General features: G+C 68.1%; 17 protein-coding genes and 3 pseudogenes. 11 read left to right on the top strand and 9 right to left on the bottom strand.

Going from position 1 to position 22,301, the window contains the following annotated elements; all coding sequences use genetic code 11:
- Window positions 1–6: 6 nt before the first annotated feature.
- Entirely contained in the window at window positions 7–1,161 is a 1,155-nt protein-coding gene (locus BMG07_RS07195) for a GNAT family N-acetyltransferase (protein ID WP_198083975.1), read from the top strand.
- 48 nt (window positions 1,162–1,209) lie between these two features.
- Here BMG07_RS07195 and ppa read toward each other — a convergent pair whose 3' ends face one another.
- Window positions 1,210–1,737, bottom strand: a complete 528-nt coding sequence (gene ppa / locus BMG07_RS07190; RefSeq protein ID WP_198083974.1) for an inorganic diphosphatase — start codon at window positions 1,735–1,737, stop codon at window positions 1,210–1,212.
- 254 nt (window positions 1,738–1,991) lie between these two features.
- Between ppa and BMG07_RS07185 the strand changes: the two are divergent.
- The 8 genes and pseudogenes from BMG07_RS07185 (at window position 1,992) to BMG07_RS07150 (ending at window position 12,390) form a co-directional block, all read left to right on the top strand.
- Window positions 1,992–4,504, top strand: a pseudogene (locus tag BMG07_RS07185) (sodium-translocating pyrophosphatase).
- A gap of 1 nt (window position 4,505) precedes the next feature.
- The gene (locus BMG07_RS07180) at window positions 4,506–4,874 is read left to right on the top strand and encodes a nuclear transport factor 2 family protein (protein ID WP_198083973.1); all 369 of its coding nucleotides are present in this window, start codon (window positions 4,506–4,508) and stop codon (window positions 4,872–4,874) included.
- A 51-nt stretch (window positions 4,875–4,925) separates the two neighbouring features.
- Complete coding sequence (locus BMG07_RS07175) at window positions 4,926–6,827, top strand: YhgE/Pip domain-containing protein (protein ID WP_198083972.1); 1,902 nt, start codon at window positions 4,926–4,928, stop codon at window positions 6,825–6,827.
- 49 nt (window positions 6,828–6,876) lie between these two features.
- Entirely contained in the window at window positions 6,877–7,596 is a 720-nt protein-coding gene (locus BMG07_RS07170) for a MerR family transcriptional regulator (protein ID WP_198083971.1), read from the top strand.
- A 450-nt stretch (window positions 7,597–8,046) separates the two neighbouring features.
- Window positions 8,047–9,030, top strand: coding sequence for a TolC family protein (locus BMG07_RS41695; RefSeq protein WP_307866891.1), 984 nt, complete (start codon window positions 8,047–8,049; stop codon window positions 9,028–9,030).
- A 10-nt stretch (window positions 9,031–9,040) separates the two neighbouring features.
- Window positions 9,041–10,026, top strand: a pseudogene (locus BMG07_RS07160) (HlyD family secretion protein).
- Window positions 10,027–10,168: 142 nt separating this feature from the next.
- Window positions 10,169–11,233, top strand: a complete 1,065-nt coding sequence (locus BMG07_RS07155) for an ABC transporter permease (protein ID WP_307866890.1) — start codon at window positions 10,169–10,171, stop codon at window positions 11,231–11,233.
- On the top strand, window positions 11,233–12,390 hold the full coding sequence (locus BMG07_RS07150; protein WP_198083970.1) for an ABC transporter permease: 1,158 nt from the start codon (window positions 11,233–11,235) through the stop codon (window positions 12,388–12,390). Before BMG07_RS07155 ends, BMG07_RS07150 begins: the two co-directional genes overlap by 1 nt.
- Here the strand turns inward: BMG07_RS07150 and BMG07_RS07145 are convergent.
- Window positions 12,387–13,016 carry a TetR/AcrR family transcriptional regulator gene (locus tag BMG07_RS07145; RefSeq protein ID WP_198083969.1) on the bottom strand — a complete coding sequence of 210 codons (630 nt, stop codon included), beginning with the start codon at window positions 13,014–13,016 and terminating at the stop codon, window positions 12,387–12,389. The genes BMG07_RS07150 and BMG07_RS07145 overlap by 4 nt on opposite strands.
- A gap of 130 nt (window positions 13,017–13,146) precedes the next feature.
- On the opposite strand from BMG07_RS07145, the pseudogene BMG07_RS07140 reads away from it, so the two are divergent.
- Window positions 13,147–13,974, top strand: a pseudogene (locus BMG07_RS07140) (metal-dependent hydrolase); the annotation flags it as partial.
- Between the two features lie 844 nt (window positions 13,975–14,818).
- Here BMG07_RS07140 and BMG07_RS07135 read toward each other — a convergent pair.
- Genes BMG07_RS07135 through BMG07_RS07105 form a run of 7 tightly spaced genes read right to left on the bottom strand, consistent with a single transcriptional unit; the run spans window position 14,819 to window position 21,545 of the window.
- Window positions 14,819–15,049: a hypothetical protein gene (locus BMG07_RS07135; RefSeq protein WP_081266289.1), complete on the bottom strand. Its 231-nt coding sequence runs from the start codon at window positions 15,047–15,049 to the stop codon at window positions 14,819–14,821.
- Entirely contained in the window at window positions 15,036–15,407 is a 372-nt protein-coding gene (locus tag BMG07_RS07130; RefSeq protein ID WP_198083968.1) for a hypothetical protein, read from the bottom strand. The genes BMG07_RS07135 and BMG07_RS07130 overlap by 14 nt, the downstream gene beginning before the upstream one ends.
- Window positions 15,408–15,424: 17 nt before the next feature.
- Window positions 15,425–16,354, bottom strand: a complete 930-nt coding sequence (locus BMG07_RS07125; protein WP_198083967.1) for a hypothetical protein — start codon at window positions 16,352–16,354, stop codon at window positions 15,425–15,427.
- On the bottom strand, window positions 16,338–18,254 hold the full coding sequence (locus BMG07_RS07120) for an iron-containing redox enzyme family protein (protein ID WP_198083966.1): 1,917 nt from the start codon (window positions 18,252–18,254) through the stop codon (window positions 16,338–16,340). Before BMG07_RS07120 ends, BMG07_RS07125 begins: the two co-directional genes overlap by 17 nt.
- Before the next feature lie 4 nt (window positions 18,255–18,258).
- The gene (locus BMG07_RS07115) at window positions 18,259–19,206 is read right to left on the bottom strand and encodes a fatty acid desaturase (protein WP_198083965.1); all 948 of its coding nucleotides are present in this window, start codon (window positions 19,204–19,206) and stop codon (window positions 18,259–18,261) included.
- On the bottom strand, window positions 19,187–19,960 hold the full coding sequence (locus BMG07_RS07110; protein WP_198083964.1) for a sterol desaturase family protein: 774 nt from the start codon (window positions 19,958–19,960) through the stop codon (window positions 19,187–19,189). Before BMG07_RS07110 ends, BMG07_RS07115 begins: the two co-directional genes overlap by 20 nt.
- 10 nt (window positions 19,961–19,970) lie before the next feature.
- Window positions 19,971–21,545, bottom strand: a complete 1,575-nt coding sequence (locus tag BMG07_RS07105) for a phospholipase D family protein (protein WP_198083963.1) — start codon at window positions 21,543–21,545, stop codon at window positions 19,971–19,973.
- Window positions 21,546–21,689: 144 nt separating this feature from the next.
- Between BMG07_RS07105 and BMG07_RS07100 the strand changes: the two genes are divergently transcribed.
- Window positions 21,690–22,244 (top strand): peroxiredoxin, encoded by a 555-nt coding sequence (locus BMG07_RS07100; RefSeq protein WP_198083962.1) that lies wholly within the window; start codon window positions 21,690–21,692, stop codon window positions 22,242–22,244.
- Window positions 22,245–22,301: the final 57 nt, after the last annotated feature.

Genomic DNA, 22,301 nt, shown 5'->3' with positions numbered 1-22,301 from the left:
AAAGGCTTGAACGATTATGTCATTCGGGTTCTGTCGTCGCCGTCGGACGTGAGCCCGGACGCATGGAACGCACTGCTTGCCGCGCAGGCCGAGCCCTCGCCTTTCATGCGCCATGAATACCTCTCGGCGCTGCATGAAAGCCGCAGCGCCACGCCCGAAAGCGGATGGATGCCGCAGTTCGTCACGCTGTGGCGCGGCAAGCAGTTGCAGGCCGCGTGCCCGCTCTACATCAAGGACCATTCGTACGGCGAGTACGTCTTCGACTGGGCCTGGGCCAATGCCTATGAGCAACACGGGCTGGCCTACTACCCCAAGGCCGTGGTCGCGGTGCCGTTCACGCCCGTGCCCGGCACCCGGCTGCTGGCACGCGACGCGCAAAGCCGCACATTGCTGGTGCAAGGGCTGGTCGCGCTGTGCAAGCAGGAAGACCTGTCGTCGCTGCACCTGCTGTTCGGCGCCGACCAAGACATTGCCGCCTGCACCGAAGCCGGGCTGATGCTGCGCAACACCGTGCAGTTCCACTGGACCAACGCGCGGTACGCCGACTTCGACGCCTTCCTCGCCAGCCTTGCCCACGACAAGCGCAAGAAGATCCGCCAGGAACGCCGCAAGGTGGCCGATGCCGGCGTGAGCTTTCGCTGGTCGCGCGGCGCCGACATCTCGAAGGCCGACTGGGATTTTTTCTACCGCTGCTACGAGCGCACCTACCGCGAGCACGGCAACCCGCCCTACCTCACGCGCGACTTCTTCCAGCGCATGGCTGACACACTGCCCGAGGCCTGGCTGCTGTTCGTCGCCGAGCGCAACGGCAAGCCCATGGCCACGAGCCTGATCGCGCTGTCGACGCAGCCTGACGAACCGCTGGTGGCCTACGGCCGCTACTGGGGGGCGCTGGAGCGCGTGGATTGCCTGCACTTCGAGGCCTGCTACTACCAGCCGCTGGCCTGGTGCATCGCGCACGGCGCCAAGCGCTTCGAGGGCGGCGCGCAGGGTGAGCACAAGATGGCCCGCGCCCTGATGCCGGTGAAGACCACCAGCGCGCACTGGCTGGCGCACCCGTCGTTCGCCGATGCCGTCGAGCGCTTCCTCGAGCGCGAGGGCGCGGGCATCGAGAACTACATGGACCACCTGGGCGAGCGCAGCCCGTTCAAGACGGCCTGAGGGGCGGCGCGCGCTCCACGCGCCGCGCGCCCTCCTCGCCCGGAAAAATTACTTCTTGTAAGCGGCGATGCCGTCCAGGACTTCCTTCTTGGCGGAGTCGATGCCTTCCCAGCCCAACACCTTGACCCACTTACCGGCTTCCAGGTCCTTGTAGTGCTCGAAGAAGTGGCTGATGGCCTTCAGGCGCATCGGGTTCACGTCGTCGACCGACTTCCAGTGGCTGTAGATCGGCAGCACCTTGTCGGTGGGCACGGCCAGCACCTTGCCGTCGACGCCGGCTTCGTCTTCCATCATCAGGATGCCCAGGGGGCGGCACGGCACCACCACGCCCGGCAGCAGCGGGTACGGGGCGATCACCAGCACGTCGACCGGGTCGCCGTCGCCCGACAGGGTCTGCGGCACGTAGCCGTAGTTCGCGGGGTAGTACATGGCCGTCGTCATGAAGCGGTCGACGAAGATCGCGCCCGACTCCTTGTCGACTTCGTACTTGATCGGGTCGGCATTCATCGGGATTTCGATCACGACGTTGAAGGCATCGGGGACGTTCTTGCCGGGGGAAACTTTGTCGAAGGACATGACGTTTTTCGAGTAGTTGAAAAGTATGAGAAGGATGGGGACAAACCCGGAGTTTACTTTCCGTGTCACCGCACGGTCGCACACGCATCCGTTTTTGCCTGTAAATTGCAACCGTTGGCCAATCGGCTCCGCACCCCAGGTGCTGTGAGCTTCGAGGAAGCAACGCGACGGAAAACATGCCCCCGTACGCGTTGCACGCAGGGTTCATGGTGTCCGTCTCCACTAGTCGCAACGAACGAATGGAGAAGCAAAGCATGATCGGCAACACCCCCCTGATACTGGCAATCGTCTGCGGCCTCGTGGCCGTGGGCTACGGCTTCTGGGCCCGAAGTTGGATCCTCGCCAAGGACCCCGGCAACGCGCGCATGCAGGAGATCGCGGCCGCCATCCAGGCCGGCGCATCGGCCTACCTCGCCAAGCAGTACACGACCATCGCGGTGGTCGGCGTCGTGCTGGCGGTCCTGATCGCCCTCTTCCTCGACCTGACCACCGCCGTCGGCTTCCTGGTGGGCGCGGTGCTCTCGGGCGCTGCGGCTTCATCGGCATGAACGTGTCGGTGCGCGCCAACGTGCGCACCGCGCAGGCGGCCACGCACGGCATCGGCCCGGCGCTGGACGTGGCGTTTCGCGGCGGCGCCATCACCGGCATGCTGGTGGTGGGCCTGGGCCTGCTGGGCGTGTCGGCCTTCTACTGGTTCCTGGCCAGCAAGGTGCCGGCCGCGGGCCAGACCCTCTCGGCCATCCTCAACCCGCTGATCGGCTTTGCCTTCGGCTCGTCGCTGATCTCGATCTTCGCGCGGCTGGGCGGCGGCATCTTCACCAAGGGCGCCGACGTCGGCGCCGACCTGGTGGGAAAGGTCGAGGCCGGCATTCCGGAAGACGACCCGCGCAACCCCGCGGTGATCGCCGACAACGTGGGCGACAACGTCGGCGACTGCGCCGGCATGGCGGCCGACCTGTTCGAGACCTACGCGGTGACGCTGATCGCCACCATGGTGCTCGGCGCGCTGATGGTCACGGCGGCGCCGACCAACGCGGTGCTGTACCCGCTGGCGCTGGGCGGCGTGTCGATCATCGCGTCGATCATCGGCTGCTTCTTCGTCAAGGCCTCGCCGGGCATGACCAACGTGATGCCGGCGCTCTACAAGGGCCTGGCGGTGGCGGGCATCCTGTCGCTGATCGCGTTCTGGTTCGTCACGAGCTGGCTCATTCCCGACAACGCCATTGCCCCCAGCGGCAGCCAGCTGAAGCTGTTCGGCGCCTGCTTCGTGGGCCTGGCGCTCACGGCCGCGCTGGTGTGGGTCACCGAGTACTACACCGGCACGCAGTACAAGCCGGTGCAGCACATCGCGCAAGCCTCGACCACGGGCCACGGCACCAACATCATCGCGGGCCTGGGCGTGTCGATGCGCTCCACGGCGTGGCCGGTGATCTTCGTGTGCATCGCCATCCTGGCGTCGTACTCGCTGGCGGGCCTGTTCGGCATTGCCGTGGCCGCCACCTCCATGCTGAGCATGGCCGGCATCGTGGTGGCGCTCGACGCCTACGGCCCCATCACCGACAACGCCGGCGGCATCGCCGAAATGAGCGAGCTGCCCGACAGCGTGCGCGCCGTCACCGACCCGCTCGACGCGGTCGGCAACACCACCAAGGCCGTGACCAAGGGCTACGCCATCGGCTCGGCCGGCCTCGCGTCGCTGGTGCTCTTTGCCGACTACACCCACAAGCTGGAAAGCTTCGGGCTGGCCATCAGCTTCAACCTGAGCGACCCGATGGTGATCGTCGGCCTGTTCATCGGCGGGCTGATTCCCTACCTGTTCGGCGCCATGGCCATGGAAGCCGTGGGCCGCGCGGCCGGCGCGGTGGTCGAGGAAGTGCGCCGCCAGTTCCGCGACATCCCCGGCATCATGGAAGGCACCGGCAAGCCCGAATACGGCAAGGCCGTGGGCATGCTGACCGGCGCGGCCATCAAGGAAATGATGATCCCGTCGCTGCTGCCGGTGGTGGTGCCGATCGTGGTCGGCCTGCTGCTCGGGCCGAAGGCGCTAGGCGGGCTGCTGATGGGGACCATCGTCACGGGCCTGTTCGTCGCCATCTCGATGTGCACGGGCGGCGGCGCATGGGACAACGCCAAGAAGTACATCGAAGACGGCCACCACGGCGGCAAGGGCTCCGAGGCGCACAAGGCGGCCGTCACCGGCGACACCGTGGGCGACCCCTACAAGGACACCGCCGGCCCGGCCGTGAACCCGCTGATCAAGATCATCAACATCGTGGCGCTGCTCATCGTGCCCCTGGTGGTGAAGTTCCACGCCGGCGATGCGGCAGCGGCCGTGCCGACGAAGATCGAGACACCGCCGGCCGCGATGGCCCCCGCGGCCATGGCCCCGTCGGCGCCCGCCGCCGTGGTGGCCGCCGGCGCCGTCACGGCCGTCGAGACCGCCGCGGTGAAGGTCGAGAACGGCGTGGTCAAGTTCTACTTCGCGAGCGCCAGCGCCGAGGTGGCGCCCAACGCCAAGGAGGCCCTGGCCGACGTCATCAAGGCGGTGCAAAGCGGCAGTACAGTGCTCGTGAGCGGCTACCACGATGCCAGCGGCGACCCGGCCAAGAATGCCGAGCTCGCCAAGCAGCGCGCCATGGCCGTGAGCGATGCGCTCAAGGCGGCAGGCGCGCCCGAGGACAAGATCGAGCTGGCCAAGCCAGAGCAATCGCAAGCCGACGGGCCGCCTTCCGAGGCCCGCCGCGTTGAAGTCAAAGTAAAGTCCTGACATGCCCACACCCGCCCGACTCGAATCGTTCATTGCCGCCGTCGAAGGCGGCGCGCACGCCAAGGCCATCGAAGACTTCTATACCGAAGATGCGACCATGCGCGAGAACCAGGCCGAGCCGAGGCGGGGCCGCAGCACGCTGGTGGCGCAGGAAAGCGCCGTGCTGGAGCGCACCGAGTCGGTGATCTCCAACTGCGTGCGGCCGGTGCTGGTGAACGGCGACCACGTCGCCATCCACTGGATCTTCGAGTTCGCCTTCAAGGGCGGCGCAAAGATGCGCATGGAAGAAATCGCCTGGCAGCGCTGGGAGGGCGAGCGCATCGCCGAAGAACAGTTCTTCTACGACCCCGCGCAGAAGAAGCCGGCCTGAGCTTTTTTCTCGCGCACCGCCCCGCCATGGCGCTGAAGACCTCCTAGCCCCATGCGATACCTGCGCGCCCTGATCGCCGGCACCCTGGCCATTGCGCGGGCCGAGCTGGCGGTCGTGCAGCGCTTTCCGCGCATCCTGCTGGCCATCGTGGCGGTCGGCGTGGTGCCTGCGATCTACGCGCTGATCTACCTCACGAGCGTCTGGGACCCGGCCGGCCACACGGCCGACCTCCCCGCCGCCATCGTGAACCAGGACCGCGGCGTGACCTACATGTCGCACTCGGTCAACGTGGGCGAGCAGCTCACGGGCACCCTGCTCGCCAAGCGCGCCTTCGGCTTTCGCGTGATGACCGACGAGGCCGCGGCGCGCGCCGAAGTGCGGCGCGGCACGCTCGCCTTCGCCTTGCTGATTCCCCAGGACTTCAGCGCCAACGCGGTGCCGGGCACGCAGCGCGGCGCGGGCCAGTTGGTGGTCTACACCTCGGAGGGCAACAACTACAGCTCGGCCGGACTGGCCCGCCGCTTTGCCGGCGAGTTGGGGCACCAGGTCAACGAAATGCTCAACGAGCAGCGCTGGGAACTGGTGCTGAACGCGGCGGCGGGCTCGCAGCAGCGGCTCGAACAGCTCAAGCAGGCCCTGCTGGCCCTGCGCGACGGCAGCCAGGCGCTGGCCACCGGCACCACCCAGTACAGCGCCGCCGCGCAACAGGTGGGCAGCGGCTTCAAGCAGGTCAACGGCGGCATCCGCACCATCCAGTCGAAGCTGCCGGCCGACACCGACCTGCGCGCGCTCAAGAGCGGCGCGCAGCAGCTCGCGGCGGGCCAGCACGAACTCGGCAGCGGCCTGGCCCAGATCGGCGACGGGCTCGACCAGCTCCACGGCGGCGCCGGGCAGCTCGGCGACGGCGCGCGCCGGTTGCAGAAGGAGTCGGCCGACATTCCCTTCGTGGGCGAGCGCATCGCCCGCGGCGCCGGCGAGCTCGCGGGCGGCGCCGACAAGCTGCGCGGCGGCCTCGAGCAGGCGCAGTCCGCCATGGCCAAGGCACAGGACGGCAACCAGAAGCTCGACGCCGGCGCCACGGCGCTCGAAGGCGGCGTGGGCAAGCTCACCGACGGCATGGGCGCGCTGTCCGCCGGCATCCGCACCATGGCCGGCAAGCTGCCCGAAGACCGCAAGCTCGACGAGTTCGTGCAGGGCGGCGCGCAGCTCGCGCAAGGCGCGCAGCGCCTGCTGACCGGCGTGCGCACCATCGAGGCCGCGCTGCCCGCGTCGATCACCCGCATCCAGGGCAGTGCCTCGGGCCTGGCCGATTCGGTCGAGCCCAAGGTCGAGGTGGTGGCGCCCGTGGACAACAACGGCAGCGCCTTCGTGCCCAACATGGTGTCGGTGGCGCTGTGGATCGGCGCGGTGATGGCGGGCTACCTGTTCAACATCCGCATCGTGCTGTCGGAGCACACGCACTACCCGAAGCTGGCGAAGACGCTGGGCAAGATCACCATGCCCGCGCTCATCGTGCTGCTGCAGGTGGCGCTGGTGCTGGCCACGCTGCTCGGCGTGCTGGACGTGCAAGCGCCGCACGTGGCGGCGCTGGCGCTCACGATGGCGCTGGCCTCGCTGGTGTTCCTGGTGGTGCTGTTCGCCATCCTGCATGTGTTCGGCGATTTCGGCCGCATCCTGACCGTGCTGCTGCTCACGCTGCAGCTGTCGGCGGGCGGCGGCGTGCTGCCGGTGGAACTGTCGGCCGGCTTCTTTCGCACGGTGCACAGCTGGCTGCCGTTCAGCTGGGTGGTGCAGGCCTTTCGCGCCGTGATGTTCGGCGCCTTCGACGGCGGCTGGGCGCACGCGTGCGGCGTGGTGGTGCTGTCGGGCGCGGTGGCGGTCGGACTGATGGCGCTCTTCGGCAAATGGAAGGAAGTGCTTCCCGCCGAGTACAAGCCGACGATCCAGGTCTGAGCCCGGCCCGATCAATGCAACACTTTCGATGTAACATAGAATCTGTCGCATGAATGCACCCGCCGTGGCCGACACCGACGACCTCTCCATCGAGGCGCTCGCCACGCGCACCGGCGTCACGGTGCGCAACATCCGGGCCTACACCACCGCCGGGCTGCTGCCGCCGCCCCGGCTGCGCGGGCGCCTCGGCCTCTACGACGACGACCACGCACAGCGCCTGGCGCTGATCCGTGAACTGCGCGAGCAGGGCTTCGGCATCGAGGCGATCCGCCGCATCTTCGGGCGCGCGCCCGCTTCGGTGTGGGGCGACCTGGTGGCGGTTGCACGATCGATGTCGGGCAGCCTGTTCGCCTCGGAAACGCCCGTGGTCGTGCCCGCCAAAGCCATCGCCGCCAAGTGGAAGGGCCAGATGACGCCCGCCCTGCTCGCCCGCGCCACCAAGGCCGGCCTGATGCGCGAGCTGCCCGACGGCCAGGTGCAGATGCTGAGCCCCGCGCTCGGGCAGGTGGCCGAAGAGCTCGCCGCGCTGGGCCTGCCGCTGGAGCAGGTGATCGGCATGCAGGAAACCATGGCCCGCACCCTGCGCACCGTGGCGCGCCACTGGTTGCGCACGCTGGCCGACAGCCTGCTGGCCGGCGATGCCATCGACGCCGAACGCACGGCCCAACTCCTCGAGAAGGCGCGCCCGCTCGCCACCGGCGCGGTGCAGGCCGCGTTCCCCGTGATCCTGCAGCAGGAGCTCGACACCCTGCTGCGCAAGGCCGCCTGAACCGATGACAAGCCCTCGCCCCGCCCTTCGCTCTTCCCTGTTCTTGTTGCCGGCGCTGCTGGTGCTGGGCACCCCTGCCTTCGCGCAAGCACAAGCGCAGGCCCGCAGCGACGGCCCCCTGTCGCTGAGCTTCGACGCGGCCCGCGCCCGCATGGTCGATCGCTCCGACAAGCTGGCCGCCGCCCGCGCGGCCGTCGACGCGAAAGAACTGCAGAGCCAGGGCCTCAAGGGCCTGGGCGGCCCGACCGTCAGCATCTCGGGGCTGGCCTATGCCTACAACGCGAACCTGAACCTCGACCTCGATCCGCTCAACCAGAAGCTCGGCCAACTCGGCTCGGCCCTGCCGTCGTCGATCCAGAGCGTGATCTCCCGCGTGCCGATTCCGCAGCTGCCCAACAGCTACACGCTCAACCGGCACGACACCGGCGCCAACACCTCGATCTCGGCCGTGTGGCCGCTCTACGTCGGCGGCGCGACCGATGCGGTGCGCGGCTTCGTGTCGGCGCAACGCGCGAGGCGCAGGCCGACGCCGAACAGGCCGGCCACGAGGTCGACACGCTGCTGGTGCAGCGCTACTTCGGCGCCCAGCTCGCGCAGCGCGCGGCCACGCTGCGCGCGCAGGCCGAGCGCACCATCGCCCAACACGACGCGGCCGCGCAGAAGATGCTCGCGGCCGGCGTCATTTCGCGCGTCGAGCGGCTGCAGGCCGGCGCCGCCTACGAAGAAGCCCGACGCAACGCCCGCAAGGCCGAGGACGACGCGGCGCTGGCCGCCATCGCGCTCGCCCGCACCGTGCGCGCCGAAGGCAGCGTGGCGCCGCAAACGCCGCTGTTCCTCATCAGCACACCGGTCGAGCCGCTGGGCTACTTCATCGATTCGGCGCTCACGCGGCACCCGGGCCTGGGCAAGGTCGCGGCCAAGAAATCGCAGGCCGAGCAGCTGCACGAAGGCGAAGAGGCACTGCGCCGTCCGCAGGTCATTGCCTTCGGCACGCGCGAGATCAAGAGCGGCAACGCCGACTGGGTGGCCGGCATCGGCGTGCGCTGGACGCTGTACGACTCGATCGACCGCGACGCCCTTTCCGCCTCCTCGCTCAAGCAGGTCGAGCAGGCCGAGCGCACCGACGCGCAGGCGCGCAGCGACATCTCGCTGCTGGTCGAACGCAACTGGCGCGCGCTGGAGAACGCGCGGCGCCAGTACTTCGAGATGAAGGTCTCCATCGAGCTGGCGCAAGAGGTCGTCAAGCTGCGCACCTCGGGGCTGCGCGAAGGCACGAGCACCACGCTCGACCTGATCGACGCCGAGACCAACCAGGCCAAGGTGCTGACCGACGCGCGCAAGCCGCCAACGACTACGTGCAGGCGCTTGCGCAACTGCTCGAAAGCGCGGGCCTTTCCGACAGGTTTTCCGACTACATCGCACGTGCCGACGTGAAGGTGAATTGATGATGAGTGCCAAGACCCGAAAACTGATCGCCATACTCGCCGCCCTGCTCGTGCTGGCGGTGCTCGTCTGGGGTTTCTGGCGCGCGTCGCAGCCTGCGCCCGAGGTGTTCCAGGGGCAGATGGAGGCGCGCGAGACCGACGTCGCCGGCAAGGTCACGGCGCGCATCGCCGAAGTGGCGGTGAAGGAAGGCGACCGCATCCAGGCCGGCGCCGTGCTGGTGCGCATGGACAGCCCCGAGGTGCGCGCCAAGCTCGCGCAGGCCACCGCCGCCGAGCAAGCCGCGCAGGCCGTGGCCGAGAAGGCGCAGAACGGCGCGCGTCCGCAAGAAGTCGAGATGGCGCGCATGCAGTGGCAGCGCGCCGAAACCGCCGCGCAACTGGCGCAGACCTCGTTCCGCCGCGTCGACGGACTGGCGCGCGAAGGCCTGGTGGCCGACCAGAAGCGCGACGAGGCCGAAGCCAACTGGAAGGCCTCGCGCGACGCCGCCATCGCGGCCAAGGCGCAGTACGACATGGCACGCAGCGCGCCCGCCCCGAGGACAAGGCCGCCGCCAGCGCACAAGCGCGCCAGGTTGCCGGCGTGGTGGCCGAAGCCGAAGCCGCCAAGGCCGAGACCGAACTGCGCAGCCCGGTCGGCGGCGAGGTGGCCAAGGTGCTGGCCAAGGTCGGCGAGCTGTCGCCGCAGGGCGTGGCGGTCGCCACCGTGGTCGACCTGAACGACCAATGGGTGGTGCTCAACGTGCGCGAAGACCGGCTCGCCCGCTTCGCGCTCGGCAACGAATTCGACGCCCGCCTGCCCGCGCTGCCCGAGGGCAAGCGCACGGCCCGCTTCAAGGTCTACTACAGCGCCGTGCTGCCCGACTTCGCGACGTGGCGCGCCACCCGCGGCGGCGCCGGCTTCGACGTGCGCACCTTCGAGGTCCGCGCGCGTCCGCTCCAGCCCATCGACGGCGCGCGGCCCGGCATGAGCGTGCTGGTCGACTGAGCCCGCGCGGGACGAATCACCCGATGCGCCTCCGGGGCTTTTCCGCAGCCAGCGCACGGCGCGAGTTCGCGCTGCTGCGCACGCGCCCGTGGGACCTGGCTATGGTCTCGTGGGTGCCGATGCTCGCGGTGCTGCTGATCTGGTGGATTTTTCGGCCGGCCTGCCCGAGCGACTGCCCATCGGCGTGCTCGACCAGGACCACTCCTCTCTTTCTCGCCTGCTCGTGCGCTTTCTCGATGCCACGCCGGGCCTGCGCGTGGTGCAGCAGTACAGCGACGAAGGCGAGATGGCGCGCGCGCTGACCAGCGGCGCGGTCGATGCCGCCGTGCAGTTGCCGCGCGACCTGAGCCGCGACGTGAAGCAAGGGCGCGTCGGCCAGGTCGTGCTGCTGCACAACGCGCAGCTGGGCACGCATTCGAGCCTGATCCAGCGCGACGTGCGCACGGCCGTGGCCACGGTGTCGGCCGGGGTCGAGCTCACGGTGCGCAACAAGCGCGGCGAGTCGATGCGGGCCGCGCGCGTGAGCATGGAGCCGATCAAGGCGAGCATGGTCGCGCTGTTCAACACCTCGACCGACTACGAGCAGTTCCTCGGCGCGGCGCTGATTCCGGCGCTGCTGCACATCCTCGCGATGACGGCTGGCGCATGGGCCGTGGGCCGCGAACTGCGCGACCGCAGCATCGGCGAATGGCTGGGCGCCGCGCCGCGCTGGCACGAGGCACTGGCCGCGCTGGCGGGCAAGCTCGCGCTGCCGTTCGCGAGCCTTTCCGTCGTCGCGGTCGCGGCCATGGTGTGGATCACGGCAGGACGCGGCTGGCATCCGGTCGGCTCGCTCGGCTGGACGCTGTTCGCGCTGGTGGTGTTCCTGGCGCTGTCGATCGCGCTCGGCGCCTTCGTGGCCGGCCTCACGCGCTCGCTGCGCACCGCGCTGTCGGCCACGGGCTTCATCACCGCGCCGGCGTTCGCGTTCGGCGGCGTGGGTTTTCCGCTGGTCGCGATGCCGTTCTTCGCGCGCATGTGGGCCAACCTGCTGCCCTACACGCACTACATCCGCGTGCAGATGGAGCAGTTGCAGATGGGCGCGCCGGTGCTCTATTCGGTGGCCACGCCGCTGTGGATGGTGCTGGGCACCGCCGTGCTGCTTGCCGCGTCGGCCGCCGCGCTGGTGCGCACGGCCCGGGCACCCGACACCTGGGGTGGACGCTGATGACGACCGACGAACGCACCCACCTGGGCGCCGCGTGGCGCGACACCGCCCTCGCCGTGCTGCGCGACAAGGGCGTGCTGCTGATCATGCTGCTCGCGCCCATCATCTACGGCTTCTTCTATCCGTGGCCCTACGGCACGCAGGCCGTCACGCGCGTGCCGGTGGCGCTGGTCGACCAGGACCACAGCGCGCTGTCGCGGCAGATCGCGCGCTTCGCGATGGCCAATCCGCGGCTCGACGTGCGCATGGTCACGGCCGACGTGCACGAGGCGCAGCAGGCGCTCTGGCGCGGCGAGATCGAGGGCTACGCGTTGCTGCCGGCCGACCTCAAGCGCGACGTGCTGCGCGGCACGTCGGCGGTCGTCACCATCGAGGGCAACGGGGCCTATGCACTGCTGAACAAGGCGGTGCTGTACGGCTTCTCGGAAGCTGTCGGCACGGTCTCGGCGGGTGTGGAAATCCGCAAGCTGCAGGCCAGCGGCCAGAGCGCGGTGCAGGCCGCGCGCAGCCGCAGCCCGCTCAACACGCAGCTGGTCGCGCTGTTCAACCCGACCGAGGGCTACGGCAGCTACGTGGTGCCGGCGGTGGCCTTGCTGATCCTGCAGCAGACGCTGCTGATGGGCGTGGCGATGCTGGCCGGCACCTGGGCCGAGGCCGGGCGGTTGCGGGCCTCCATGGGCGCATGGCTCGGCCGGCTGGGGGCGCTCTCGGGCTTCGGCGTCCTAAGCGGGATGTTCTATTTCGGGTGGGTGTTCTTCCTGCAGGACTATCCGCGCGGCGGCAATCCGTGGGGGGCGCTCTTGCTGCTGGTGTTCTACGTGCCCGCCATCTGCACGCTGGGCCTGCTGCTGGGCTGCTGGTTCCGCGACCGCGAGCGGGCCTTGCAGGTGCTGCTGTTCACCGCCCTGCCCATGGCTTTTCTGTCGGGGTTCTCGTGGCCCGTGGAAGCCCTGCCGGGGCCGCTGCAGGCGCTGCGCTGGGTGTTCCCGAGCACGTCGGGCATCCAGGCCTCGCTGCGCCTGAACCAGATGGGCGCGCCGCTGCATGACGTGCTGCCCCATCTGGCCGTCCTGCTGGCGTTGACGATCGCGGGGCTGCTGGCCCTGTGGGCAATGGCCACCCCGCGCGACCCGGAAGCCCGGCGCACCCGGGCTTAGCGCAGGCTTTCGGCCGCCACGGCGCGCACCAGCCGCGTCGAGGGCACCACCAGTTCGCGCAGGTCGCCCGCGCGGTCCTGCTCGATGGCTTGCAGCACCAGCTCGTTGATGCCGCCGACCACCATCATCGCCATCTCGCTCGTGAGGTGGGCCGCGGGTTCGTCGGCACTGCCGGCACTGTTGATGGCGACCTGGATGAAGTTGGCGATCTCGTCGTTCACGCGGCGCCGCACCACCAGCCCCGGCATGCCCAGCCCGAGGATCTCGACGAAGAGCGTGCGCAGCAGCACCGGGTCTTGGGCGAGGTAATCGAAATATGCGGTCATGGCCTGCTCGACCTGCGCGTGCCAGGGCTGCACCGGGTCGAAGGCCTCGCTCACCGCCTGCAGGGCGAGCCGGCTCGCGGTTTCGTACAGCGCGATCAGGCACTCGGTCTTGGTGCTGAAGTGCTCGTAGAAGGTGCGGCGCGACACGGCCGCCTCGCGCACGATGTCCGCGATGGTCGTCTCGGCGTAGCCCTTGGCCGCCACGGCCTGCGCCATGCCCTGGAGCAGGCGGTTGTAGTGCTCGCTCGCCGGGCCGTCGGAAGACTTCGGCGTGACTGCTTTTTCGATGGTTTCGGTCATGGATGGCACATTTTCCTACGTCTTGGTACTTGACAGTACCAAACGACAATTGCACCATGGCGGCATGCGGTACGAACTTGTACCAACATTCCCTCCCACGAACTCCGTGCTTTTTTCGAGGCTTGATTTCATGACTGAACTCGTTGTCCGCCGCCTGCTGATCGACCTGCAACCGCCGTTTGCCCGCGACTGGTGTGGCGGCGACGCATTCTCGACCGCTTTCTTCAACGCCCTGTCGATGAGTTTTCCCTTCGGCGAGCAATTCTTCATCGACGCCGTGCGCGACGCCATGGCCACGCTGCCGCCCGAAGCGCAGGAGCAGTACCGCGCCGACGTGCGCGGCTTCATCGGCCAGGAGGCGACGCACCGGCGCATTCACTCGCTGTTCAACGCCCACCTCGAGAACCAGGGCCTGGTCGACGGCTGGACCACGCGCGCCAGCAAGCGCCTGACCCTCATGGAAGAAGCCGACCCGCGCCATGCGCTGGCCGTCACGGCCGCCACCGAACACTTCACCGCCATGTTCGCCGAATGGCTGCTGGCCCACCCTGCCATCCTCGACGGCGCCGAGCCCCGCCTGCGCACCATGTGGCTGTGGCACAGCGCCGAGGAGCTGGAGCACAAGAGCGTTGCCTTCGACATCTACAAGGCCGCGGGCGGGTCACACGAATGGCGCACGCGCTGGTTCCGCCGCGTGACGCTGATGTTCCTGGGCGACCTGATGCACCAGACCCTCGACAACCTGCGCCACGAAAAGCAGTTGTGGAAATGGTCGACCTGGAAGAGCGCGGCGCGCGTGCTGCTGAGCCGCAACGGCCTGCTGCGCGGCAATGTCGCCGGCTGGCGCAGCTACCTGCGCGCGGACTTCCATCCGACGCAGCAGGACAGCACGTTGTCGCAGCGCTGGCTGGCCGACAACCGCGCGCAGTACTCGCCCGTGGGCGCGGCCCCCGGCGCGCTGCCGCCAACTGAAAAATCAAAAGAAGGTGGTGGCGCGGTGCGTGCCGCCGGCGCCACCTTGCTGGTGCTCGGGGCGCATCGTCAATTCGTGCAGCGTGTCGAAGTCCGACGGGGCGTCGGGCACGCGCATCACCACTTCCAGCTCGTGCATCGAGGTGACCCAGCGACCGGCCGGCGACTCGGCCGGCTCGTCGTTGGCGAACACGCCGTCGCGGATGTAGAGCGTTTCGCCTTCGGGACGCTCGGCGTGCAGCTCGATCAGGCGGGCAATCGAGAAGTTGTACGTCACGAGCTTCTCGCGCGTCTTGCGGTCCTTGCCGCCGCAGTTGAAGGAGCCCTCGGCCGCGATGACGATGCAGGAGCCGTCCACGCCCCCGTCCATGTCGATCTCGTTGCCCGAGCGCCAGATGGCGTTGGGCAGGCGCACGCGCACCTTGTCGATGACGAGGTCGCGCTGCTTGTTGAGGCTGCTCAGGGGTGGCACCAGCGAACGCAACTGGCGCAGGCGTTCCGCGAAGTTGTCGTCCATCAGGAATTCGACGTGGTGCGTGGCGCTGCCCGACGAGCGCTTGACCACCTGCATGACAACGTGACGCGGCTTAGCCATGGCTGAACCCCTTTGCGAGCGTTGAAATCCACGCCCGGCAAGGGGCGTCAATGGCTAGGCTGCAATTCATTGAGTCGACTGAAATTAGAACTTTTGAATAAATGCAATTACATGCATTATTTGTTTCTAACTGTATATCCAAATCGAGTCATTGGGGAGTCAATCCGTGACTTATGCACGTGGAAATGTCTCCAAAACGTCTCTCCGCTATGGTAGCGAAGAGACTGCTTCAGGGTTATTCCAGCGCTTCGTCGAGCGCCTTGCACGAAGGCGCGCAGACCGTTTGCGACTTGCCCAGCACCTGGCGCGTGCGCAGCTGCGAGCGCACGCGGTGCTTGCCGCACATGAAGCAGGACATGGTCGCCCCGCTGAACGACGCCGAGGCGCGGAACGGGGAGCCCGGCGTCTTCGATTTGTAGCGCAGGCCGTCCGCCACCACCGCCGTCTTTACTTCACCCTTCGCCATGCGTCTTGTCCTTTGTGTTCGGTTGAGCACCGCGCATGGCGCGGGCAATGGCTTCACGGGCACTGACTTCGGCCGAGAGAGAAGCGTCGAGCGCCGACCGGCAGAGGCCGGCGTGCTGATAGTTGAGATTTTCGTACACCTCGGCCGCGGCCGGATAAGCATCGAGCAGCCGGCCCAGTTCGGCCCCCTGCTCGACGTCCTCGAACTCGTGGACAAGGTGCTCGACCACCGAGCGGTACTGCGCGGCGCCGACGGGCACGCGGCTGTGCTCGAGCTTTTCCAGCAGTTGAGCCAGCACCTGGGTCACTGCCAGATCGGTCTTGGGAGACGGATTGCGGGTCGTGTTCATGGTTTGCATCTGGGGGCAGCATACGCCTATGCAAGTGGCTGCTCGTACAGGGATGTCTCCCCTTGCCCGACCTTCCCGGCCTCCCCCGCCTTCTGGGCCGCCTGCATGCGCTGGAGCAGGCTGTGCAGCATTTCGGTCGAAAGCCCATGGATCACCAGCCGGTGCCCCGCCCGCAGGGTCGACAGGGGCACCAGCGGGTGCTTGTTGTTGACCAGGATCAGGTGCTCGGGCGCCGCGAGGATGGTCGCCGTGTAGATGCCGATGGTTTCGTCCAGTTGCAAGGAGTTGGCCGCGCGCCAGAAATCGTTGTCCGTGAGCATCAGCTGGTACAGCGGCGTGAACAGCTCGATGGCGCTTTGCAGGTCGAGAAAATTGAGCTTTCCCTGGGGCATGTCCTCCAGCCGCAGCGCCGGCTCCTTGATCATCGAGAAATCGACCTGCTCCGCCTTGCACAGCGCCAGCCCCTTGTCGCGCAGCGCCGTGTTCAGGCGGATCACGAAGTTGAACAGGTTCAGGTCGTGCTTGAGGAACATCTCGTCCTTCAGCGCGTCGATGTCGGCCGGCTCCAGCGGGTTGGTGCCCACGGGCGCCGGCGAATTGCGCCCGATGAAGGCCAGCACCTGCGAGCCCAGGTGAAAGTGCCGCAGGATCAGCCAGTTGGCCTCGGGCGAGACAAAGCGCTTGAGCCCCCACGCCAGGAACCGGTGCAGCAGCATCGAGTGCGACCAGTTGCGCGGCACGAACACCTTCACGATCTGGATCAGGATGATCGTCAGCCGCGCCAGCGGACGCAGGAAAGGCAGCAGGTACTGCCGCGAGCCCGAGCTCGAATCGGCCAGCCACGCCGCCTTCACGTTGTCGGGCAGCGGCGTGCTCTGGTCGAGGTACAGCGCCAGCCAGGGGCTGGGGTCGCGTTCGTCGTGTGCCTGGGTCAGGAAATCAGGGGTTCGATCCATGGGGCATGCGCTCGGTGATGTGCTGGAACTGCATCAGGTACAGCGCGGCCGTGTGGCGCGCCGTGTCGGTGATCTGGCGGGCGGCGCGGGCCTGCCCTTCGACGGCCATCACCATTTCGACGGCGGTGAGCCAGCGGCTCAGGTGGTGCTCGTCGTTGTGGCCGTGGTATTCGAGGAAGCGGAAGGCATCGGGCGGCAACTTCAGGCTGGCCTTGAGCAGCGGCAGCAGCGCCGGCACGATGCGCTGGCCCGTGCCCTCGATGATGTAGATCGCCCCCAGCAACCCGATCGGGTCGCGCGTAGCGGCCAGGCCGTGCAGGTACGCGTTGAGCGCCTCGCCGCCGGGGTTGCGGCGCAACTCGTCGATCGTCTCGACCGTGCCACCGGCCTTGCGGTAGTCGCTGAAGAGAATGTTGAAGTCGTTCTGCTCCTCGCCCGCGTGCACGCCGATCAGCGAGGCCAGCATCTGGTACGGCTCGCTGAGCGAGGCCGCGCCTTCGCGCATCCACAGGCTGCCTTCGCGCACCTGCGGCACCCACTGCTCCATCCAGTTCAGGTAGTCGGGCACGGCAAAGCGGCGCTCGCGGATCTGGCGGACCAGTGGTGTGCGCCAGACGCGCGAGCGGTAGTCGTGCCAGATGGCGGCCAGCTCGGTCAGCAAGGCGCCCAGGCCCTCGGGCGCGGCGGCCGGGTCGTGCGGCGGCGCGATGACGAGGTCGTCTTCCGGCACTGCGGCCGCGCGCGGCGCCACGGCCACCGGCGCGGCTTCCACCGCCTCGACTTCGAGCAGCATGTAGGCCGCCATGAAGCGCCCCGACTCGGGCACGTAGCAGAAGATCTGCTCGCCGGGCTTGAGCGTCCTGGTGTGCAGGAACTCGGCCAGCATCACGAGGATCGACGCGGCGCCCGTGTTGCCGCGCCATGCGAGGTTGCTCCACCAGCGCTCGCGCGGAATCGACAGGTCGGCCTTGGCCATCAGGTCTTCCACCACCGAAATGAATTTTTCCGACGAGTAGTGGCACAGGAAGTGATCGACCCGCTTCGGGTCGACCCAGCCGTCGCGCACCAGCCCCGCGTATTCGTGGATGCCGATGTCGAACAGGTGCGGCAGCAGGCGGATGTCCTGCCGCAGCGACAGTGCGCCCGCGGCTTCGGCCTCGGCCCACGAGCCGAAGTCGAGGTGGCCGCGCGCGCGGTCTTCGGTCAGGCCGAGCTGCATGCACACCGGGTAGTCGCCCGAGAAGGCGCGCTGGTGCACCCACTTCAGCTTCAGGCGCAACCCCGGCGCGCCCGCCAGCGCGGGCGTGCCGTCGGACAGCAGCAAGGCGCCCGCGCCATCGGACAGCATCCAGCGCAGGAAGTGCGAGTCGAAGTCGGTTTCGTAGCCGCGCGCGGCAAAGCGCGAACGCTTGAAAAGGCGCGACGGCATTTCGCTGGCCACCGCCACCGCCGAGCGGTGCGCGCCCAGCTCGATGCCCTGCGCCGCCGTCTGGATGGCCGACACGCCCGCCGCGCAGATGCCGTGCACCGAGTGCGTTTCCATCGGCTGCGCCGCCAGCTCGCCCTGGATCATGTTGGCAAAGCCGGGCATCAGCGTGTCGCCGCCCGACGATCCGCTGGCCAGCAGCGACACGCGCGAAAGATCCGCCCCGCCACGCCGCAGGCAGTCGCGAATCGCGCCGGCTGCCAGCTGTGCATTCGTGTGCTGCGTCATGCCCTCCGCGTCGATCGCGTAGTGCCGCGTGAGGATGCCGTTCTCCGCCAGGATGCGCCGCTTGATGCGCTCCGACATGCGGTTGAGCGGCGCGATGTACGCGTCCATGCGGTCGTTGGGAATGGGCTCGCCCGGCATGAAGTAGCCGGCGCTCTCAAGGTAGACGCGTTGGAATGAAACGGGCATGGGTTCAGGTGATGGATGAATCGGGAGGCATCAGCGAGCGGCTGCGAAAACGCGGCCACACGGTCCCCAGCACAAAGACGCGCACCATGTAGGGAACCAGTCCGCCCTCGTTGAGCGCCGGATCGACCCGCGCGCGATAACGCGTGCGATGCAGATGCGTGAGCTCGGACCAATGGGCATGCGGGTTCTCGTGGTGTGCGGTGTGCAGGCCGATGTTGAACAGCAAAGGGTTCACCAGCCCCTCGAAATTGCGGGCGTAGTTCAGCCGGCTACCCGGGGTATCGCGCGGCGCTCCCGCGTGCGCCGTCTTGCGGCCGTCGGCATGCGCATGCTGCAGGTAGTTGGTCGCCAGCAGCCAGTGCAGGCCGTGCAGCTGCGGCACGATCACGAAGACCAGCGCCTTGCGCCAGTCGAGCGCCAGCAGCACCGCCCAACTGGCCAGCCACAGCGCGTACTGCGCCATGCAATAGCGCCATGCGCCGCGCCGATGCCGCCTCAGCCTCGCGAGCCACCCGAAGAACACCGGCATCAGCACCCACACCGCCTGGAACGGATGCAGCAGGTAGCCCCACAGGTGGTTGGTGTCGCCGCCGAAGCGGTAGGTGCGCGCTACGTCCTTCGGGCCGTGCCGGTGGCGGTGGTGGTTGGCCACATGCGCGGGCCAGAACACGAAGGTCGGGTGGCCCTGCAGCAGCGTGATCCAGAAATCGGTCAGCCGGTTCATGCGCCGCCCGCGCCACATGCGCAGGTGCACGTGGTTGTGGTGGATCACGCCGATGCCCAGCGTAAGGAACAGCATCAGCGCATACAGCAGCACGTTGAAGCCATGCGCCCACTGCCACGCCGCGAGCGCGGGCAGCGCGACGAGGTAGGCCAGGCTCTGCCAGTCCCGCCAGTGGCGCAGCCTCGGCACGCGATGATGGCGGCGCGCGTCAGGCCGTGGTCGCGCCATGCTTCTTGCGAAAGGCCTGGAAAAGCGGTTCGGCCGCATCGGCCGCGATGCGCGTCCTGAACAACCGGTCCATGAAGGTGAACTGGAACCCGTAGTTGCCGTTGTGCACCGCGTGGTGCAGGTGGTGCCGCCGGCTCGCCGCGAACCAGTGGCTGTACGACACGCCCGTGAAGAAGTCGTAGTTCGAATGCCCGACGCAGTTGAAGAACAGGCTGAACACCGGCACCGCCGCGAGCGCCCAGAAGCTGAAGTCGTGCACCACCATCGGCAGCAGGATCACGTTGCCGAGCATCAGCGCCTCGATCGGGTGAAAGCTGTAGGTGGCCCACGGCGTGGTCACGAACGAGCGGTGATGCGGCCCGTGAAAACGCCGCAGCCAGCGCGTGTGCAGCAGCCTGTGGTTGATCCAGAAATGCACGTCGTTCCAGACCGCGAGCGCGAGGATCTCGAGCGCAATCTGCCGCCATCCCGCGTCGCCGTCGAGCCGCGCCCAGCCCAGTTGCAGCAAGCCCCACGGAAACACCATGCCCAGCCCGAAGATCAGCACCGACACGCACGACTGCCCCAGCTCGCGCCGCAGTTGGCCCGGCTGCAACGGCCGCGGATCGAGCACGCGCCCGATACCCAGCGCGGGCAGCACCCGCTTCGTCAGCAGCCATGTCAGCCCGCCGAAACCGAAGTAGATGCCGCCGAAAAAAAGCACGCCCCACAGCATGACCTGCGGGGCGGACAACGAAGTAAAAGTCTGTGCCATTCCCCCGAGGCTACAACAGCATCTCGGGAACGATCGGCGCAATGAGCATGTTGTAGAAGCGCTGGAAGAAGCTCGACTCGGGCTCGGCGGTCAGGATCACCTCTTTCTCGCCGTCGTTGGTGAGCCATTGCAGCGTGCCGGTGCCCTTGGCGAGCCTCAACCGATAGGAGTTCTGCAGCTTGCTGATGTTGATGATGCGCAGCATTTCGCGCGCGAGCTGCGGGCTGTCGACCACCAGCCCCATCTCGGTGTTCTGGCTGGCCGAGCGCGGGTCGAGGTTCATCGAGCCGATGAAGATGCGCGTCTTGTCGATGGCCGCCGTCTTGGCGTGCAGCCGGCCGAGCGACTTGCCGAACATGCCGAAGCGCTCGCCCGCGGTGGTGCGCTGCGGGCTCAGCTCGTACAGGTCGGCGCCGCCTTGCAGCAGCCGCTCGCGGTAGCGCGCGTAGCCGGTGTGCACCAGCGGCTCGTCGTTGGCGGCCAGCGAATTGGTCAGCAGCGTGACCTTGATCTTGCGCTTGGCCAGCTCGTCGAAAGCGGCCATGCCGCGCTCGCCCGGCACGAGGTACGGCGAGGTCAGGTCGACCTCGCTCTTGGCGTCGAGCAGCAGCGCCCAGACCTTCATGGTCACGCTGGTGGAAATGGCCTCGTCGGCGGTCATGGTCGCGGGCTTGGTGGGCGGGTCGGCAATGGCGCGGGCCTCGCCCCACAAGAGGCCCATGCGCCCGCCGTCGAGCTCTTCGGCGATGGGGCCGTAGCCCAGGATGTCCGAAGGCGGCAGCACGATCTTCGGCGGGGGCGCGGCCATGCCCACCCAGTCGTCGAAGTCGGCGGTGTTCGGGGTGCGGCCGCGCTCGCCTGTCACGATGTCGGCAATGGGCCAGACCTGCACGCTGTTCCAGTAGGCGTCGAAGATCGACTCGAGCTGCGGCACCACCTTGCCGATCACCAGCGCGTCCATGTCGATGAAGTTCTGCGCCTCGCTCAGCACGAAATACTCTTCGGCGATGTTGCGCCCGCCCACCACCGCCATCACGCCGTCGGCAATGAAGAGCTTGTTGTGCATGCGGTGGTTGAGCCGCGCGATCTCGAACGGCGACGCCGCGAAGCGCGACAGGAAGCCGTTGCGCCCGCAGCAGAACGGGTTGAACAGCCGCACCTCGACGTTCGGCGTTTCGGACAGCGCCAGCAGCAGTTGCTGGCTCTTGACCGTGTACAGGTCGTCCACCAGCACCCGCACCTTCACGCCGCGCGCGGCCGCTTCGCGCAGGGTGCGCAGCAGCAGGCGGCCGACGGCGTCGTTCTCGAGCTGGTAGTACTGCACCACCAGCGAGCGCTGGGCCCGCTGGGCGAGCTGGATGCGTGCGTCGAGCGAGTACACGCCCAGCGGCATCAGCCGGAAGCCCGAATGCTCGCCCGGCGGCGTGGAGGCGGCCGCAATCCTGGCCAGCGTGGTGGAGGGGTCGGCCGCCGCCGAGTTTTCGGCGGGCCGTTCGCGCGCCGCGGGCAGCGAACCGCAGGCGCCGAGCGCCGCGATCAGGAAGCCTGCGAGCGCGATGCGCAAAGGTAAAAGCCAGGCGTTCATGAAAAGTACTTCCGTTGCTTCAATGGGTCGGTCCCTGTCTTCTTCTGTACGCCGGCCGGCGGGCTCCGGTTTCATTCAGTCCGGCCACTTCCGAAGCGGCCCCTGAAGCCTAAAATTCGGGCCACACCGCTCCGGAGTTACATCATGGCCCGACCGATCCTCTCACGCATCGCCTTGATGACAGTTTTTGCAGCTTTGGCGCATCCAGCCTGGGCCGCGCTCGACATCGGCGACCCCGCGCCCCGCTTCACGGCCGAGGCCGCGCTGGGCGGCAAGACCTTCCGCTACTCGCTGGCCGACGCGCTCGCCAAGGGCCCGGTGGTGGTGTATTTCTTTCCGGCGGCCGACTCGAACGACTGCTCCATCGAAGCCCATGCCTTCGCCGAGGCCATCGACAAGTTCGCGGCGCTGGGCGCCACGGTGATCGGCGTGTCGGCGGACGACATCGGCACGCTGTCGAAGTTCTCGGTCAAGTCGTGCCAGAACCGGTTTCCGGTGGCATCGGACGAATCCAAGGCCGTGATCCAGGGCTTCGACGCCGTCATGCAGACCAAGCCCGACTTCGCCAACCGCCTGTCGTACGTGATCGCACCCGACGGCAAGGTCGCCTACTACTACCAGAACCTGAACCCCGACAAGCACGTGGAGCGCATGCTGAACGCCATACGCGCCCTGCCCAAGGCCGTCGTGGCCAAGTAAGGCCAGGCAGGGCCACGCCAGGGTTTGCGGCCCGGGGCGCCCACGGTTTTGCGCGAT

Origin of the sequence: Variovorax sp. E3, from assembly GCF_016082275.1 — a bacterium.
In the GTDB taxonomy this organism is placed as follows: domain Bacteria; phylum Pseudomonadota; class Gammaproteobacteria; order Burkholderiales; family Burkholderiaceae_C; genus Variovorax.
This window is presented reverse-complemented; position numbering and strand designations above follow the sequence as displayed.